Origin of the sequence: Streptomyces sp. NPDC101234, from assembly GCF_044767525.1 — a bacterium.
In the GTDB taxonomy this organism is placed as follows: Bacteria; Actinomycetota; Actinomycetes; order Streptomycetales; family Streptomycetaceae; genus Streptomyces; species Streptomyces sasae.
In genome coordinates this window covers 23588-40094 of the sequence record NZ_JBIWOA010000062.1, presented here as the reverse complement: position 1 = coordinate 40094, position 16507 = coordinate 23588, and the positions used below count along the sequence as shown (strand labels likewise).

Here is a 16507-nt window from a genome sequence, read left to right as displayed (position 1 = left end):
TCGGTCTCCGTCTTCCCCGCCCGCGCGACGCCGGCCCCTCGGCCGGTGCAACAGTGCCGGCCGCACCTGCTGTTCCCGCCGCACACGGGAACACCGGCACTGTTGCTCGGTGAGCCGCCGGCTGCTCGCGCCGGTGCCCGCAGCGACGATCCCTTGTACCGACGCGGTGCCGGCTCAGGACGACACCGCGGAGGCGCGCTACGCCGCGGCCCCTCACCAACGAAAGTGCTGGTCGGGAGCGATCCCGGCCAGCACTTTCTGCATTCAGTGATCTGCGGCTCTCACCGTTGGAACGCCGACAGTCCGTTCGGGGTGCCGTTGCCGGTGGGGGCGTCGTAGCCCGGAACCGCTGTGCAGAGGTAGTCGCCGTCGCAGGTGCCGTTGGAGCCGGCCGCCACGTCGTTGAGGCCCGCCGCACCGGCGGAGTACAGGCGCCAGGCGTCGGGGAAGGCGGCGGGGTCGCCGGCGAGTGCGATGACTCCGGCCAAGAACGGCGCCGAGGCACTGGTGCCTCCCACGACCGTCCAGCCACCGCTGCCCCGGGGCACGGAGGTGACGTAGACGGCGAGGCCGGTGTCGGGGTCGGCGACGGCGGACACGTCCGCGATCGTGCGGCCGGGGCAGTCGGTGTCCTGCTGCCAGGCCGGCTTGTCGACCCAGGCCGAGCAGCCGCTGCCCGACCCGGCCCAGGCGGACTCCTGCCAGCCGCGGTCGTTGTCGGCACGGGTGAGCGAGGTGCCCCCCACCGCGATGACGCTGGAGTATGCGGCCGGGACGGTCGGGACGGTGTAGCCGGAGTCACCGGAAGAGGCGACCACCGCCACGCCGGGGTGGCTGTAGTCCTTGGCGAAAGCGGTCGTGCCGTGCGCTTCGGTACCGCCGTAGCTGTTGGACACCTCGGTGGCGCCCAGGGCCACGGAGGTGTCCACCCCGGCGGCCAGATCCGCCATCAGGGGTTCGTCGGCCTCGACCAGCAGGATGTGGCACTGGGGGCAGGCGGCGGAGGCCATCTCCAGGTCGAGCGCCGTTTCGGTGGCCCAGCCGCTGGCGGCGCCGGACTGCGGCAGGGGGGCGGTGGCGCCGCGCTGGTTGACCTTGCGGAAGCAGCCGTTGTCCGTGGTGCACGGGGGCAGTCCGTAGGTCGTGCGGTAGACCGCGAGGTCGGCCTCGGCGGTCGGATCGTCGTACGCGTCGACCAGGGCGATGGTCTGGCCCTCGCCGCCGGTCGACGGCAGGCGGTAGGCCGAGCGCAGGTCCGCCGGGCCGTAGCCCTCCGGGAGGTCCGTCGCAGCGGTGCTCGCACCGGCGCGGACCTTGGCGGACCCGGCCGGCCCGCGAACTCCCAGGCCGCCGTGGACGTCGGTGCGTACGAGGGCGAAGCACCGGGCCTGCCCGGCGGGGGCGGTGCCGCAGGCGCGTTCGACATGCGGCTGCGCCGTGGTGCTGCCGGCCGCCTGGGCGGTGCCGACGGCGGGCATCGCGAGGGCCACGAGCAGGGCGGTCACGGCGGCCCGGGTGGTCCGCATCAGGCGGGTGGTGCGTATCAGGCGGCTTGTGCGTATCGGGCGGGTGGTCATCCGGGGATCGTTCTCCTGGTTCTCCTGATGGGGGGCGGGCGCGGTCATGACGTGGTGGCGGCGACGGTGTAGGCGTGCGTGACGGTCTCGGTGAGCGCGTTGCCGTCCGCGTCGGCGGCGGTGACGCGGATCGCCGGGCTGGTGCCGTGTGCGGAGTCCGGGTTGGTCCAGCGGGCCCGGTAGTGGCCCTTGGAACCGTGCAGGACGGTGTTCTGCCAGGTCTGGCCGCCGTCGAAGGAGACCTGCACCGCGGCGGAGGTGATCGCTGCCCGGGAGCCGGCCCCGCCGACGGTCACGTGACCGATGGTCAGACCCATGCTCTGGGCGGTCCGGTGACTGGTGTTCTCGTCGTCCGCGGCCAGGTGGAAGCGTGCGGTGAGCAGCGGCAGGACCTGGCAGGGCGTGGTCGGCGACTGCCCCTCGCAGGTGAACGGGGCCGGCAGGAGGGAGTGGGTGTCACCGGCCGAAGGCAGGCCGAAGGTCAGCTCGGTGTGTGCGGTGGTGGACTGGCTGAGGGTGGTGTCGCCGGTGAAGTCCTGGTCGGCGACCATCCGGTAGCGGGCGTCGGACGCCGTCTGGCCGTCGACGAAGACGGCCGTGTTGCCGGGCCTGTCGTCCAGGAGCGTGCCGCCGCGGTACAGCTGGGCGTGGAAGGCGTGCGACTGCTCGTCGTAGACGCTGATGTCACCGTTGTGGTCCGGCTCGCTGTCGGTCGCGGAGAGGAAGACCAGCAGGTTGCCGTCCGCGAGGCAGGCGGCGCAGTCCGAGCCGCCGAACGGGCCGCTCGTGTACTGGCCCAGGCCCAGGCCGATCGGACCGCGGGCCCAGTCCTGGGTGTAGGTGCGGCCGGGGACGAAGGTGCGGTTGCCCGAGTTGAAGGCGAGGCTTGTGCCGGGGAAGGACTGCTGGATCCAGATCCCGCCGTTGTTGCTGCTCAGGTAGTCGGTGACGCGGGCGGGCATGGTCTGTGTCACGGCCGCGGAGAAGGCGGCCGGGAGTCCGGAGCCGAGTTCGCCGCTGGTGATGATGCCGTCCGGGGAGGCCGCCGGGTCGCGGACGTAGCGTTCCCGGACGGCGGCGAGCTGCTTCCCGGTGACCGTGATCCGCTGGTCGGCCGCCACCTGGTCGGACAGATGCCCGGTGAGGTCGTAGCGGTAGGGGTCGGTGGTGTCCGTGCCGTGGCCCGACCACTGGGTGAAGTAGGCGACCTTGCCGGTCGTGGCGGCTGGCTGGGGATTGACGTAGACGGGGGTGGCGTCGGTGGAGACCGCCGATGCGGTCGGGGCCGCGCCGATCGAGCCGTCGGCGACGTCGGTACGACCCCAGGTGGCGGCGACGTAGTCCGCGGTGGCCGGACGTGGCGTGTCGGCGGCGACCTGCGCGGTGGCCGTGCGGGCGTCCAGGTCCGCTGTGGTCGCGCCGGTCACGTCGAGGTCGGTGAGGGTGACCAGGGACTGCGCGGTGACATTGCCCGAGGCGTCGAAGTCGACCACCGGCGCGGCCAGGCTGTAGTGACCGGTCGGCACGGCCACCTTCTCGATACCGTCGTCCACCGGGAGGGCCGCGGTCATCATGGCGGCGTTGTCGGTGTCCGTCACCAGGACCTGACCGTTGACTCCGGCGCCGGACCGGTCCTCCGCCGTGATCTGGAGGATGTTCAGCTTGTACTTGGCCACCGCGCCGCTCTCGGCAGGTGCGTCGGTGGTGGTCGCGTTGGTGGTGGTCGCGCCGCTCCGGCCGACGGAGGTCACTCCCGCGAACAGCGGGGTGCTGCCCGGCCTGTGGCCGGCGCGTACGTCGGCGGCGATCCGCCGCTTCAGCAGCCGTGCCAGTTTCCTGCCGGACGCGGCCGTGGCGTATCCGCGGGCGGAGGCGCCGTGTGCGGTCGAGCCGCTGGTGGACGTCAGGGTCAGCCCGGCGGGGGTGCTCGGCTTCGCGCCCTTGGCGAAGGAGACGGTCACCGGGACGCGGTCGGTCGTCGACTTGGCCTTGGCCAGTGCGGTCACGTCGAACAGCGAGAGGTCCAGCTGCCTGCCGACGTACGGCTGGGCCACCGCCGGGATCACATAGCGGTCACCCGAAGCGTCCTGGAACGACAGGAACGCACCGCTGCCTGCGGTGTGCGAGGCCGGGCGTACGGCGAGGACGCGCGGCTGCCCGGCGGCGGTCGTGGTGACCATGACCTGATCACCCGTCACCAGCGTGACGGTCCGGGTGACGGATGCCGTTGCGGCTGCCTTGCCCGGCAGGGCTGGGGCTTCCTGAGCGGCGAGCGCCGGAGCGCCCAGCGTGGCCGTGGCGGTCACCAGGACCCCCAGGGCCAGGGCCCCGGTGGCGAGGGGGCCGCGCGACCGGCGGGCAGCGGCTTCCCGGGCGGTGGCGGACGACCTGCGGGACAGTTTGCGTGACAACTTGCGGGACAGCCTGCGGGACAACAGGGTCGATCTCACTCATGGCTCCTTGGGTGGGTGACGTCCGGCGTGGGACGGTGCGAGCGCGGCCGTGCCGGGCAGCCGGGACGGCTGGTGCGGGAACCACTCGGGCGCCGGGCCCCGAGCAGTGGGTCAGGAGGCGGCCGGCCCGGTGATGAGCTGACCGTGGCCGTCGTAGGGCCAGCCGTTGATCACACAGCCGTGCAGGCCCTTGATCTGCTGCATCATCACCGGCGCGGACTTGCCGGGGCCGGGGCAGCCGGCGTGGTTGTGGCCCAGCCGGTGGCCGACTTCATGGTTGACGGCCAGTGCGTGGTAGAGGTCGGGTTCGCCTCTGTAGTACTGGGTGAGCAGCAGCCAGCGTTTGACGTTGATGACCACGTCGTCACCGCCGCTGCAGTTGACCCAACCCCCGGTGTCCAGGCCGTACTTGGCACACAGGGTGTCCGTGGCGCCGGGTGAGGCGAGATGGACGGTGAAGTCCACCGGACCACCGTCGACGCGCTGGAAGGACCACTCGCCGCCCGCCGCCCAACCGCGCGTGGTGTCGTCGAGCACGGTGTCGACCTGTCGTGCGAACTTCCCGGGGTCCTGGCGCAGGCCGCCCTCGACGTCGACCGCATAACGCAGCAGCTTGCCCTTGCCGAAGACCTTGGTGCCGCCGGCGGCCCGGGTGAAGGCGCCGTTGCCGCGCTCGGGGAACCACGTCGGCGACGACGCGGACGACGATGTGGACGTCGAGGCGGACGACGACGCGGAGGGCCGGGGAGACGACGACACGAACGGCGACGGCGACGACGGATGCGATGACGGAGAGGGTGTCGCGGGGTGCGAGGCGGTGTGCACCGGTGTGACGGCAGGCGTCGGTCCGCCGGCGGCCGTGTGCGGGACGCCGGCACCGGAGGAGGCGCTGGTGTGCATCGCGATGCCGGTGCACACCAGGAACGCGGCAACGGCGCTCAGCCCCAGCACGCCGTTGCGGTGGGTATGTCGCCGACGCCGCCGGGCATGGGACCGGGACCGGCGCCGGGACGCGGCGTGGGCTGCCGGACGCAGGGCAGGGTTCTTCTCGGACATGGGCGGCTGTGTGGTCACGGCCGCTCAGACTGGCCCGGCCATGTGATCGAACTCAGCCGGGAATATGACCGAACCGCAACAGCCTCGGCTATGTGATCATCGTGTAACAGTGGTGCGGGCGACCGGTGGCCGCCGCTGATACTGAGCGCATGGCTCGTGTCCTCCTCATCGAAGACGACCCCGCTGTCCGTGAAGGCGCCCGGCTGGCCCTGCGCCGTCAGGGGCAGGACGTCGCCGCGGCTGCGACCGGGGAGGAGGGGCTGGACCGGCTTCGGTCGTTCCGGCCGGATGTCGTGGTGCTGGATCTGATGCTGCCCGGGATGAGCGGGCTGGAGGTGTGCCGCCACATCCGCGCGGACAGCCAGGTACCGATCATCATGGTGACCGCCAGGGGCGACGACGTGGACATCGTGGTCGGACTCGAGACCGGAGCGGACGACTATGTGGTCAAACCCGTTCAGGCCCGGGTCCTGGAGGCGAGGATCCGGGCCGTGCTGCGCCGCGTCGAGCAAGCGCCGTCCCCCGACGGCGCCGTCCCGGTGGTCGAGACGTACGGCGAGCTCCGCATCGACCGCGCGGGGCTCACCATCACCTGCCAAGGCGCAGCGGTCCCGCTGGCCCCGTCCGAACTACGGCTGCTGCTGACCCTGTCCGCCTCCCCCGGCCGGGTGTTCAGCCGCCAGCAGCTCCTGGAGGCCGTCTGGGAGCACAGCTACCACGGCGACGTCCGGCTGGTGGACGCCTGCGTCAAACGGCTGCGGACCAAGATGGGCGAGCCGCCGCGGCACCCGCGCTACATCGAGACCGTCCGGGGCTTCGGCTACCGGTTCCACACCCCCCGGTGACGGCGCCGTCGTCCCCTCGCACGCCGCTGCCCCGCCGGCGACAGCGCCTTCCGCTGGTGGGCGGCCTGCGCGTCAGACTGGTGGTGGCCTTCGGGCTGGTGGCCGTCGTCGCCGCCCTGTCCACGGGGGCCCTGACGTTCCGGCAGGCCCGCACCGGCATCCTCCAGCAGAGCCAGGACACCGTCATCCGCCTGCTGCGCGACCGGGTCGACGCCCTCGCGCCCGGCCTGGTCCTCCCGCCCGGCCGACAGGACCTGGAGTCGTTCGCGACCCAGGTCGCCCAGGGCGATCCCTCGGGGAAGTGGCGGGTACTGGTCACCTATCGAGGCATGAGTGCCGCATCGGTGCCCGAGGACCCGTTCGACGAGCTGACGCCCGCGCTGCGCACGGCGGCGACCGCCCATACGCCGACCGTCTTCCAGCGGGTGACGACCGGCGGCCGCGCCGCCCTGGTCGTCGGCATGCCGGTCATGTTCGCCTCGGCGCACAACGACCGCAGGCCGTCCGGGTTCACGGTCTATCTGACGGTACCTCAGACAGGGGAAACCTCCGCCGTCCAGGCCCTGGTCACTTCCATGGGGCGGGCCACCGTACCCGCGGTGGCGCTGGCCGTGCTGCTCGCCCTGCTCGCCGCCCGGGGGGTACTGCGGCCCGTACGGGAGCTGCGCCGCGCCACCCGGCACATCGCCGAGGGCCGGCTCGACACCCGCCTGGCCGTCCACGGCTCGGACGAACTGGCCGACCTGTCCGACGCCTTCAACGAGACCGCCGCCGCCCTGGAGGAATCCATCGCCGAACTGCGCCGCATGGAGGCGAAGGCCCGTCGCTTCGCCGCGGACGTCTCCCACGAACTGCGCACTCCGCTCGCGGCCATGTCGGTCGTCACCGACATCCTCGACGAGGACGCCGCCGGGCTGGATCCGGACACCGCCTCCGCCGTCCGGCTGATCAGCGAGGAAACCGCCCATCTGGCACGGCTGGTGGAGGACCTCATGGAGATCTCCCGTTTCGACGCCGGCGCCGCCGCCCTGCACCTGGACGAGATCGACCTCGCGGAGTCGCTCCAGCGCACCCTCTCGTCCAGGGCCTGGCAGGATTCCGTGGCCACGCAGTTGCCGCCGCCCGGGGCGCTGCGGGGCCGGGTCGACCCCCGTCGCCTCGATGTGATCGTCGCCAACCTGATCGGGAACGCCCTGCGCCACGGGGCGCCTCCGATACAGCTCTCCCTGTCCGGACACCGGCGGCCCGCACCGGGCGGTGCGCAGCGGTGGGCGGTGATCGAGGTGCTGGACAGCGGGCCCGGTGTCCCCGAGAGCGTCCTGCCGCATATCTTCGACCGCTTCTACAAGTCCGACACCGCCCGCACCCGAACGGAAGGCAGCGGCCTGGGCCTCGCCATCACCGCCGAGAACGTGCACCTCCACGGGGGCACCATCCGCGCGGCCAACCACCCCGGCGGCGCCCTCCTCACCGTCGAACTCCCGCTGCCGGAGGCCGGAGAGGAGGACCGGTCATGAGACGGCTGATGCTGCTGGTCGCCGCCCTGCTGTTGTCCGGCTGCGGAATCCCCGCCACCGGCGTGATCGAGTCCGGCGACCCGGCCACCGGGGTACGGCCCATGGCGCTGCTCTACTTCATCACCGACGACCGTCTGATCCCCGTGGGCCGTGAGGTCACCGACCCGGCCGACACAGATGCGGTCGTGGCGGCCCTGCTCACCGGCCCGGACATGCGGGACCGGCTGCACGGCCTGACGACCGCCCTCGGCCGGGTGCCCACTCCGGCGATCAGCACGAACGGCGCCGAGGTGTCGCTCCAGCTGTCCGCGGGCACCGAGTCGCTGCCGCCGATCGCCGCCCGGCAACTGATCTGTACGGCCGCCGCGGCACGCATGTCCGACGACCCGGAAACCCTGGCGACAGGGGTGACCGTGGTGGTGACCGGACCGGGCGGGCAGCGCACGCGAGGCACCAGCCACGGCTGCCCAACCCTCGCAGCCGTCCAGCCCGTCGCCTCTCCCACCGGGACCCCGCGGCAGTAGCCCGCCTGGGTTCCGGCACGTCAGCCGACCGGGTGCACGGTCGCCCGGTACGTCAGGATCTCGGTGCCGTTGCCTTCGTCGCCGTTGTCCGGGGCGGCCCACATCGTGATCGTGTCGCCGTCGGCGGCCAGCTTGAGGGGGTTGCGGGTGACCACGTGACCGGCGGTCGACCACTGCCGGAAGGGCACCTCGCACAGGACCCGGTGGCTGCGCAGGTCGATCAGGGCCATGCCGCCGAGTTGGTCGTCGTCGCCACTCCTGCGGCGGCGAGGCACGCGGACAGCGCAGTCGCTTCGGCGAGCAGTCGTCAACACGGTGCCGGCCGGGACCGCTCCCGGCCGGCACCACATGCGCGACCTTCACCAGGTCACGGGAAGCTCGCTGACGCCACCGGTGAGGGTGGTGCGCACCTTGAGTTCGTCGACATCCTTGGCGAGTCGCAGACCGGGCAGCCGGCCGGCCAGGGTGGCGAACACGATGCGCAGCTCCGTGCGGGCCAGGCTGGCCCCGATGCAGAAGTGCGCGCCGTGGCCGAATCCGAGATGGTTGCGCTCCGGACGGTCGGGGTCGAACGTCTCGGCGTCGGTGTAGACGGACGGGTCGCGGTTGGCCGAGTTGACCGAAAGGATCACGGCGTCGCCGCGCCGGACGGTGACTCCGTCGACGTCGACGTCGGTGTGGGCGTAGCGCAGCAGACCGAGGTCACCGGGCGCGCCCAGACGCATGATCTCCTCGACGGTGGCGTTGACCCGGCCGGCGGGGTCCGCGGTCAGTGCCTGCCACTGGTCTGGGCGGGTGAGCAGGAAGAGCGTGCCCAGGCCGATGCGGTTGACGGTGGTCTCGTGCCCGGCAAACAGCAGCCCTACGCAGAGCCGGATCATCTCCGCGTAGTCGAAGTCCTCGTCGGCTTCCTGGGCGCGTACGAGGTCGGAGATGACGTCCTCGCCCGGCCGGGCGCGTTTGGCCTCGGCGAGACCGATCATGTACTCGTTGAACTCGTCCCGCGCCCGGTGGGCCGCCGCGTCGCCGATGGCGTGATTCGCCATGCGCTCCGACAGCGAGGCGAAGTGTTCGCGGTCGCTCTCGGGTGCTCCGAGCAGCCGGCAGATGACCGCGACCGGCACCGGGAAGGCCAGTCCGGCATGCAGGTCGACCACCCCGTCGGGCGCGGCCGCCCGTTCGGCGAGCAGCTGGTCGATACAGCCGTCCACCAGATGCCGCACATGATCGGAGAGCATCGTCATGCGCCTGGCCGAGAAGGCCGGGGTCAGCAGCCGGCGCATCCGTGTGTGGTCGGCCTCCTCCGTGGCGTAGTTGCCCGAGGGGCCCTCCTGTACCGCGGCGGTCGTGATGCGGGACGCCCGTTCCGGCTCGGGATGGGAGCGGCCGAACCGTTTGTCGCTGAGGAGATCGCGCACCTCCTCGAAACGGGTGACCAGCCAGGCCGGATCCCCGGCGGGTGTGGTGACCGGCGTGATCGGCGCCTCGTGGCGCAGCACCTCGTACAGAGGCGCCAGATCGAGCACGTTCGGTCGTGCGAAAGGTAGTTGTGAAGGCTCGGCGGCAACGTTCATGGTCCTCCTCCTGGACCTCGGAACGCGATCTTCCGGCAGTTCGACCGTAGCACTTTATTGTCAGTGACTGCCAATAATGATTTCGGCCAGTCGGCCAGCGGCGCAGGCATGCTTGGATCACCCGATGGAGGACGTGACGGTGGACAGCGGCCCGACAGCCCCCCGCCGCGGGCGGCCCCCGGTGAGTGACCGGCAACGGCAACGGCAGCGCCTCGACATCTCCCGCCATGCGGTCCGGCTCTTCGCCGAGCAGGGCGTGGCCGCCACCTCCGGCGCGCAGATCGCACGGGCGGCCGGGGTCTCGGAACGTACGCTGTGGCGCTACTTCTCGGCCAAGGAGAGCTGCGTGGAACCGCTGCTCACCGAGTCGATCGGTGCCTTCCGGGCGGTCCTGTACGCCTGGCCGCCCGAAGTCGACCTGACAGAGCACCTGCGCGCCGCGTACCAGCCCGCACTCGCCTCACCGTCCGGCGGGGACACCGAGGCGGTGCTCGCCGTGATCCGGATGACGCAGGACGAACCTGGGCTTCGAGCCGCCTATCTGATGCTGCGGGAGCGCACGGAGGAGGCGTTCACCGAAGTGCTCGCCGAACGCACGGGCAGACCCGTCGACGCGCTCGACGTCCGTGTGCAGGCTGCCGCCATGAGCGCCGTGCTCAAGGTGGCGACCGATGATTTCGCCCAGGCGGTGGCCGGGAAGGGCATCACCCCCGAAGCGCTGCGCCGGCACCGTGAACAGCTCGCCGACGCGCTCGGCGTCGTCACTCGGGGGCCGCAGGAGGGCGGTTGGGACGCCTGCGGTGACGGTGTGGCAGGACATGTTGCCGAGGCGCCGTAACTTCCGCAAGGAATCCCGCGGTTGAGCACTGTGTCCGGCCGGGGAGTTGTACTGCACCTTGCTGATGACCGCGTCGCTGTGCGAGCGGACCGGGTATTGGCCGGCGGCCGCGGCGGGCAGCGCGAGCCCACCGATACAGGCGGCGGCTACGGCAGCGGCGGCGGTCGGACGACGGGCGGAAACGGATACGGACACGAGGTCCCCCTAATGGGCAGTGATGCGGGGCACCGCCAGGCCCACCCCGGCCGCAAGGAACTGGGCAGCGACACGCGCACCGCGGCGGTCGTACGCTCCGGCGTGACCCCCAACGGGACCACCGACTTCTACACCGACTCCCTGTACCACGACTTCCGCACCGTGGACGGACTCAGGCAGCACCTCGACCCGACGCAGGACTTCTTCTTCGACCCCCGCGGCGGCGCCGACTCCATCCTGAGCAGCATCGGCCAGGACCTCTGCACCACAGGACAGCCCGTCGACACCGTCTACTTCGCAGCCCGGGAGAAGTACCTGCCCGACTTCCTCCAAGCACTCAGCCAGCGCAGCTGCCACCGGCAGCACATCACCGTCGTCGCCGGATCCGACACCGCAGCCCTGGACCCGAAGAGCCTCACCGGCCTGGGCCAGCAAGGCGAGGCACCCATCACCGTGCTCTACGCCTCCCTGCCCAGCGCCGCAGCACTCCGCGGCCGCAGCAACGGCGACCACGACCTGTACGACCAGTTCATCACCGCCTTCACCGCCAACCACCACGGACGGACCTTCCCAGCCAACCGCGCCGCCCGCGGCTACTGGCCGGTCCTGGCCCACGACGCCGTCCTGACCCTCACCACCGCCATCCGCAAGGCCACCACCCCCGACACCTCCTTCCCCAACCGCTACGACATCCGCAACCACCTCTACGCCCTCACCAACGGCGCCGTCCCCGCAGCCACCGGCCGCTTCGGCATCGACCCGACCGGGAACCGCAGCACCACCCCCATCACCATCCACCGCCTCGGCATCACCCCCTGACCCCACCCTCAAGCTCACAGGGCCGGATGCGACCTCGCATCCGGCCCACTCCACTTCGCAGCCATCCTCATCTGGGCGCGATGCTGATCAAACGGGGATGACTGTCAGCTGTCGTAGAAGAACAGCTCAAGATCCTCGATGGACCCTGGCCCGGTCAGGAAACCCTCGGCCTGACCAATCTCCTTTTCTGGGGGTACCCGGCTCTCTCGAAGAAGCTGCGTCATCCACTTCTCGCCCTGCTCGCCGATCGCATAGATTCCAGACAGCAGCCCGGCCATCCCCGCAGGCGGCCTCGGACTATGCCCGACGACAGGCTGCAGTTCCCACCCCCCTGCTCGGGCGGCAAGCCGGAGTACCCCAGCCCAATTGGCGATCCGCCCAATACGTACGTGCCACGAGTCCTCGGTGAACGGAGCCAGTCGGCCGCCGTGCAGGGCGTTGGTCGCGGCCATGATGTCCGCCACCACCTGCCGCTCCACGGCATCACGAACCCAGCGGCCCTCCTGCGCCTCCTCGATAGCGGCCGACCACCACTCCCATGCGCCGTTCAGCCGGGCCGCGAATGTATCCATCCCGACAGAATCCCACGCGTGTGACCGTCAACCGTGAGGTGGAGGCCGATGCCCCCAAGAACCAAAGGATCAAAGAGACACGGCCTAGCTGCCCCCGCCCCGGCTCGCCGCTCGCGAGCCGCCGGCCAGCGAGCGGCGCACAGTCACGCGCACGGCTCCCGGCCGAAGACAGGCCACGCAGTCGTGACGATGCAGAAAGCAGTTCGGCATGTGACTGTCGGCGGACAAGACCGTGCAGAGCCCGGGTTCGGCGCGCGCGGTACGGCAACTTCATGGATCGCGCCCCGCTCAGGCCCGGGAGCGCCGTACGGTCGCTCCACGGATAGTGACCGGGTGATGACGCCAGGTCAAGAACGGGAGGCGATCCGAGGATGGTCGGTGCCCGTACGTACCCGCTGTGGCAGGATCTCGTGCTGCGCGAAGACCTCCCCAAGGAGGCCCTCAAAACGGTAATCGGCGTCTTGTGCACCCCGGCGACGACTCGGGACGGCTTCGACGACCAGGCCGACCGGCGGCGGGAAGAAACCCTCAAGGCCGCTCTGCCGGCCCGGGCCTCTGCCAAGCGCCTACGAGGCCAGCTCCTGGTGCATGCCGACGAGAAGACGCTCGCCGCCCTGGCGGCCGACGGCACCGTGACCAACCCCGACCTGCCCGCCATCCTGCGCCACCGCCAGGTCTGGGCCGGACTGATCTCCGCCCTGGCACGCCACCCTGGCCAGGTCGAAGCAGCGATCGCCCTCCTGCCCCGCCTCCCCGACTACGAAGTGGAACGGGTCGTCCGGGACTGGGATCTCGATCGCCACGCCCGCACCAAGGGAACTCCGCCCGCGCCGCCCCTGCCGCAGGAGCTGTACGACGCTGTCTGGCAACCAGCTGTGGATTCCTGTGGGTTGCTGTGAATGATCAACTTCATATGGTCTTCACATCCGACAGTTTCGTATGTTCCGTTCATGTCATATCGAAGACCCCTTTCCTCCGCGGCCGTGCGGCACACGGCCGCCGGGCTTTCCCTTCTGCTGCTCACAGCGGCCATCGCGGACAGCTCACTCAGCCGGGCCGAGTCCTCTTCGTCCCCGGCTGCTACCTCAGCCTCCGTCTCCCGCGCTGTCCGGGTCACTCCGGCCGTCGATACCGGCGACGAGGGTGCCGCCAAGGCCCTGTCCTTTCTGACACCTGACCAACTTGCCAGGAGACAGGCGAAGCTGACTGGTCAGCGGGTCGAGCTGACCTCGCAGCGGACCCAGGACACGACGACGTACGTCAATCCCGACGGGACGCTGACGACGGAGAGCTACGCCGGTCCCGTGCGGGTCAAGGACGCGGACGGCGACTGGGAACGTATCGACACGCAACTTGCCGACGCCGGGGCCGCGTTGGAGCCGCAGGCCGCCGCCGCCGATATCACCGTTTCCGACGGCGGGGACACCCATCTGGCTTCCGTGTCGGCGGACGGCAAGTCCTTCGGGATGCGCTGGCCCGAGGCGCTGCCCGACCCCTCGGTCGACGGCGACACCGCCTCGTACGACATCGGTGACGACCAGAAGCTGACGGTCACCGCACTGCCGCAGGGTTTCTCGGAGAACGTCGTCCTTGGCTCCGCACCGGCCGACCCGACCGCCACTTACCGCATCCCCCTGGCCCTGCACGGACTGACGGTCTCCAAGGCGTCGACCGGCCATCTGCTCCTCAAGGACGACGACGGCGACCTGGTCGCCGAGGCGCCCGCGCCGACCATGTGGGATTCCTCGAAGGACCCGGCCTCTGGCGAGTCGGAGCACGTCGCCGCGGTGGACTACGACATCGAGACGGCCGCCGACGGCTCGCAGACCCTCGTACTGAAGCCCGACGCGGACTACTTCGACCAGGACCTGACCTACCCCGTCACCGTCGACCCGACCAGCACCCTCGCGGTCACCACGGACACCTGGGTAGCCACCAACTACACCGACTCTCAGATCTCCTCGCCGGAGCTGAAGTCGGGCACGTACAACAGCGGCAGCACGATCGCCCGTTCCTATCTGAAGTTCGACGTCTCGGACTTCGTCGGCACCGACATCGTCGACACCGACCTGGCCTTGTACTCGTACTGGTCGTCCACCTGCTCGACCTCCGGCTCGGGCACCCAGGTGCGCCGCATCACCTCGTCCTGGTCCTCCTCGACGATCACCTGGGGTGACGAGCCGTCCTCCACCTCCACCGGAGCGGTCACCAGCAAGGCCGCCAAGGGCTACTCCGACGACTGCCCGGCCGGCACGGTCGACTTCGACATCGACGACATCGTGCAGGCCTGGGCGGACGGCTCCACCAACTACGGTCTGAAGATCAAGGGCGTCGACGAGACCGACAGCCTGACCTGGCGCCGCTGGCGCTCGGCCAACTACGTCTCCGGCGACGGCTCGACCGAACCGCACCTGACGGTGACCTACAACTCGTACCCGAAGACGCCGAGTTCGCTGACCCTCTCGCCGAGCACGACCAGCGGCAGCGAGAAGACAGTCACCGCGCTCACGCCGGTGTTCTCCGCCAAGGTCTCGGACGCCGACTCCGGAGCCAAGGCGCGGGTGCAGTACGCGATCGAGCCCGACCCGGACTACGCCGACACCACCTACACGCTGACCAAGTCCACCGCCTACGTCGCTTCCGGCAAGGCGGCGCCGCTGAGCGTGCCTGCCTCGACACCGCTGCCGGACGGCAAGCACCTGCGCATCCGGGCCCGCGCCTACGACGGCACCGACTATTCCAAGGCCTGGACCTCCTGGACGCCGTTCACCGTCGACACCGGAGCACTCCCCATCCCCGACGTGCCGGCCGACCTGCAGACCGGCGCGACCGAGACCACCACACCGCTGCTCACCGGGGTCGTGAACGCCCCGGGGCAGACGAGCGTCACCACCCAGTATGTGCTGTACAACTCCTCCGGCACGGTGGTCGGCAGCAGCCCGCTGGGCACCGTGAACGCCGACAGCGGCAGCCGGGCCGCGCTCCAGGTGCCGGCCGGCCTGCTGACCGACGGGAGCACGTACTCCTGGAAGACACGCGCCTGTGTCGGCGACGTCTGCTCCTCCTACACGGCCATGAAGAGCTTCACGCTCGACGTCGTGGTCGACACGGACACCAGCGAGGGCACGGACACCACGACGGCCAGTGCCCCGGCGGCCGTGACCGACGTGACCGCGCGGGCCGGTGAGAACGGCGCCCTGGTGACCTGGGGAGCGCCGGCTTCCACCGGCGTCACCGAGGCCGACGACATCACCTACACGGTCACCGCCGAGGCCAAGGGCAGCAGTACGGACACGGCCACCGCGACCACCGGCGACACAGCGGCGGTACTCAAGGGGCTCACCAACGGCACCGCGTACACCTTCGCGGTGACGGCCGCCAACTCCTACGGCACCAGCGCCTCGGTCACCTCGGCGGCCGTCACGCCCGCCACGGTCACCGGAGGCACGGCCGCCTACCAGGCCGTGCTGCAGGACTACCTGGAGGCGCAGAACACCCTGCTCACCGGCGATGCGGCCAACGCCTCCGCTGCTGCTGCGGCGACCGACACCGGTGGCGGCTTCGATGACCTCCTCGACACCGAGCAGAGCCTGCCGCTGACCGACCGGGCCTCACTCACCAGCGGCGACATGGACACCGAAGCCCCCACGGTCACCCTCACCGACGTCCTCGCGATGACGAACTCCGACGGCACGGTCACGCTGCGGGCGACCTCGGACAACGCGTCCACCACCACCGCCGGCGTCGACACCGATGACCCGGACGCCACCGACACGGCGGAGGAGACCACCGGGCTGTACACCTTCACGCCGGGCAGCCCGCCCGTCCTGACCGCCCACACCGACGCGGGTGCCGTCGAGACAGTCGTCAGCGAAAGCGCCGACGCGCTCGCCCAGTTCGCCGACCAGGCCGCGGCCGACAGCGTCCTCAGCGACGACGGCGCCCCTGCCGCGATGGTCACCGACGCGGACGGCAACCTCGTCGACGACACGAGTAGCACGACCACAGCGACTGCGGCCTCCTTCGATGCCCAGCAGGCGTCCAGCAAGATCTCGTACAGCGGTGTCGCCGCCTATGCGAGGAAGCACTACAAGGACGCCAAGGAGTTCGACGAGGACTGCACCAACTTCGTCTCCAAGGCGCTGAACCGTGGTGGCGGGATGGGCATGAAGTACGGCGCGACGTCCAAGCGGGCGAGTGTCGACTACTGGTGGCGCCGAAGCAGGGTCACCAACCCGGTCCATCCGGTGTCGTACAGCTGGGTCGGTGCGCCCTACCTGGCGTACTTCATCTCCTACTGGGCGACCTATCAGTGGCACACGGGTCCGAGCGGTGTGCACGTCGGAGACGTCGTCTTCTACAACCAGCACGGCACGAAGTTCTCTGGCATCGACCACGCCTCGGTCGTCACGAAGATCGATTCCCAGGGCAACATCTTCATCAGCCAGCATGGCAAACCTCGTATCGACTACCCCATGAAGAAGCAGAAGACCAAGGCCCTGTGGGTCGTCACCGTCTACCCCAACTACTAAGCAGG

13 protein-coding genes are annotated in these 16507 nt (G+C 70.5%); 7 read left to right on the top strand and 6 right to left on the bottom strand.

The genetic code is table 11. The features are described from left to right. Nucleotides 1-281: 281 nt before the first annotated feature. From ACIRR9_RS52670 to ACIRR9_RS52660, 3 genes are all read right to left on the bottom strand, one after another. A complete protein-coding gene (locus ACIRR9_RS52670; RefSeq protein WP_403768180.1) occupies nt 282-1577 on the bottom strand; it encodes a S8 family serine peptidase in 1296 nt (431 codons plus the stop codon). A 44-nt stretch (nt 1578-1621) separates the two neighbouring features. Continuing rightward, nucleotides 1622-4027 carry a hypothetical protein gene (locus ACIRR9_RS52665; protein WP_403768178.1) on the bottom strand — a complete coding sequence of 802 codons (2406 nt, stop codon included), beginning with the start codon at nt 4025-4027 and terminating at the stop codon, nt 1622-1624. Nucleotides 4028-4141: 114 nt separating this feature from the next. Beyond that, nucleotides 4142-5086: a DUF3152 domain-containing protein gene (locus tag ACIRR9_RS52660; protein WP_403768175.1), complete on the bottom strand. Its 945-nt coding sequence runs from the start codon at nt 5084-5086 to the stop codon at nt 4142-4144. A gap of 149 nt (nt 5087-5235) precedes the next feature. Here ACIRR9_RS52660 and ACIRR9_RS52655 point away from each other — a divergent pair, with 149 nt between their 5' ends. From ACIRR9_RS52655 to ACIRR9_RS52645, 3 genes are read left to right on the top strand one after another with little or no spacing between them, the layout of a single operon-like run. Beyond that, nucleotides 5236-5931 (top strand): response regulator, encoded by a 696-nt coding sequence (locus tag ACIRR9_RS52655; protein ID WP_403768173.1) that lies wholly within the window; start codon nt 5236-5238, stop codon nt 5929-5931. 26 nt (nt 5932-5957) lie between these two features. After that, a complete protein-coding gene (locus tag ACIRR9_RS52650; protein WP_403768183.1) occupies nt 5958-7448 on the top strand; it encodes a sensor histidine kinase in 1491 nt (496 codons plus the stop codon). Continuing rightward, nucleotides 7445-7972, top strand: a complete 528-nt coding sequence (locus ACIRR9_RS52645; protein ID WP_403768170.1) for a hypothetical protein — start codon at nt 7445-7447, stop codon at nt 7970-7972. The genes ACIRR9_RS52650 and ACIRR9_RS52645 overlap by 4 nt, the downstream gene beginning before the upstream one ends. A 20-nt stretch (nt 7973-7992) precedes the next feature. On the opposite strand, the gene ACIRR9_RS52640 is transcribed toward ACIRR9_RS52645, so the two are convergent. Together ACIRR9_RS52640 and ACIRR9_RS52635 are read right to left on the bottom strand one after the other, a co-directional pair. Next, a complete protein-coding gene (locus tag ACIRR9_RS52640) occupies nt 7993-8247 on the bottom strand; it encodes a DUF6454 family protein (protein ID WP_403768167.1) in 255 nt (84 codons plus the stop codon). Nucleotides 8248-8331: 84 nt separating this feature from the next. Then, nucleotides 8332-9546, bottom strand: coding sequence for a cytochrome P450 (locus ACIRR9_RS52635; protein WP_403768164.1), 1215 nt, complete (start codon nt 9544-9546; stop codon nt 8332-8334). Between the two features lie 124 nt (nt 9547-9670). On the opposite strand from ACIRR9_RS52635, the gene ACIRR9_RS52630 reads away from it, so the two are divergent. Together ACIRR9_RS52630 and ACIRR9_RS52625 are read left to right on the top strand one after the other, a co-directional pair. Then, on the top strand, nt 9671-10384 hold the full coding sequence (locus ACIRR9_RS52630; RefSeq protein ID WP_403768161.1) for a TetR/AcrR family transcriptional regulator: 714 nt from the start codon (nt 9671-9673) through the stop codon (nt 10382-10384). A gap of 207 nt (nt 10385-10591) precedes the next feature. Further along, nucleotides 10592-11398 (top strand): hypothetical protein, encoded by an 807-nt coding sequence (locus tag ACIRR9_RS52625; protein ID WP_403768158.1) that lies wholly within the window; start codon nt 10592-10594, stop codon nt 11396-11398. 104 nt (nt 11399-11502) lie between these two features. On the opposite strand, the gene ACIRR9_RS52620 is transcribed toward ACIRR9_RS52625, so the two are convergent. Then, nucleotides 11503-11970 (bottom strand): hypothetical protein, encoded by a 468-nt coding sequence (locus ACIRR9_RS52620; RefSeq protein WP_403768155.1) that lies wholly within the window; start codon nt 11968-11970, stop codon nt 11503-11505. A gap of 371 nt (nt 11971-12341) precedes the next feature. On the opposite strand from ACIRR9_RS52620, the gene ACIRR9_RS52615 reads away from it, so the two are divergent. Further along, on the top strand, nt 12342-12869 hold the full coding sequence (locus ACIRR9_RS52615) for a hypothetical protein (RefSeq protein WP_403768153.1): 528 nt from the start codon (nt 12342-12344) through the stop codon (nt 12867-12869). A 51-nt stretch (nt 12870-12920) separates the two neighbouring features. After that, nucleotides 12921-16502, top strand: a complete 3582-nt coding sequence (locus tag ACIRR9_RS52610; RefSeq protein ID WP_403768150.1) for a DNRLRE domain-containing protein — start codon at nt 12921-12923, stop codon at nt 16500-16502. Nucleotides 16503-16507: the final 5 nt, after the last annotated feature.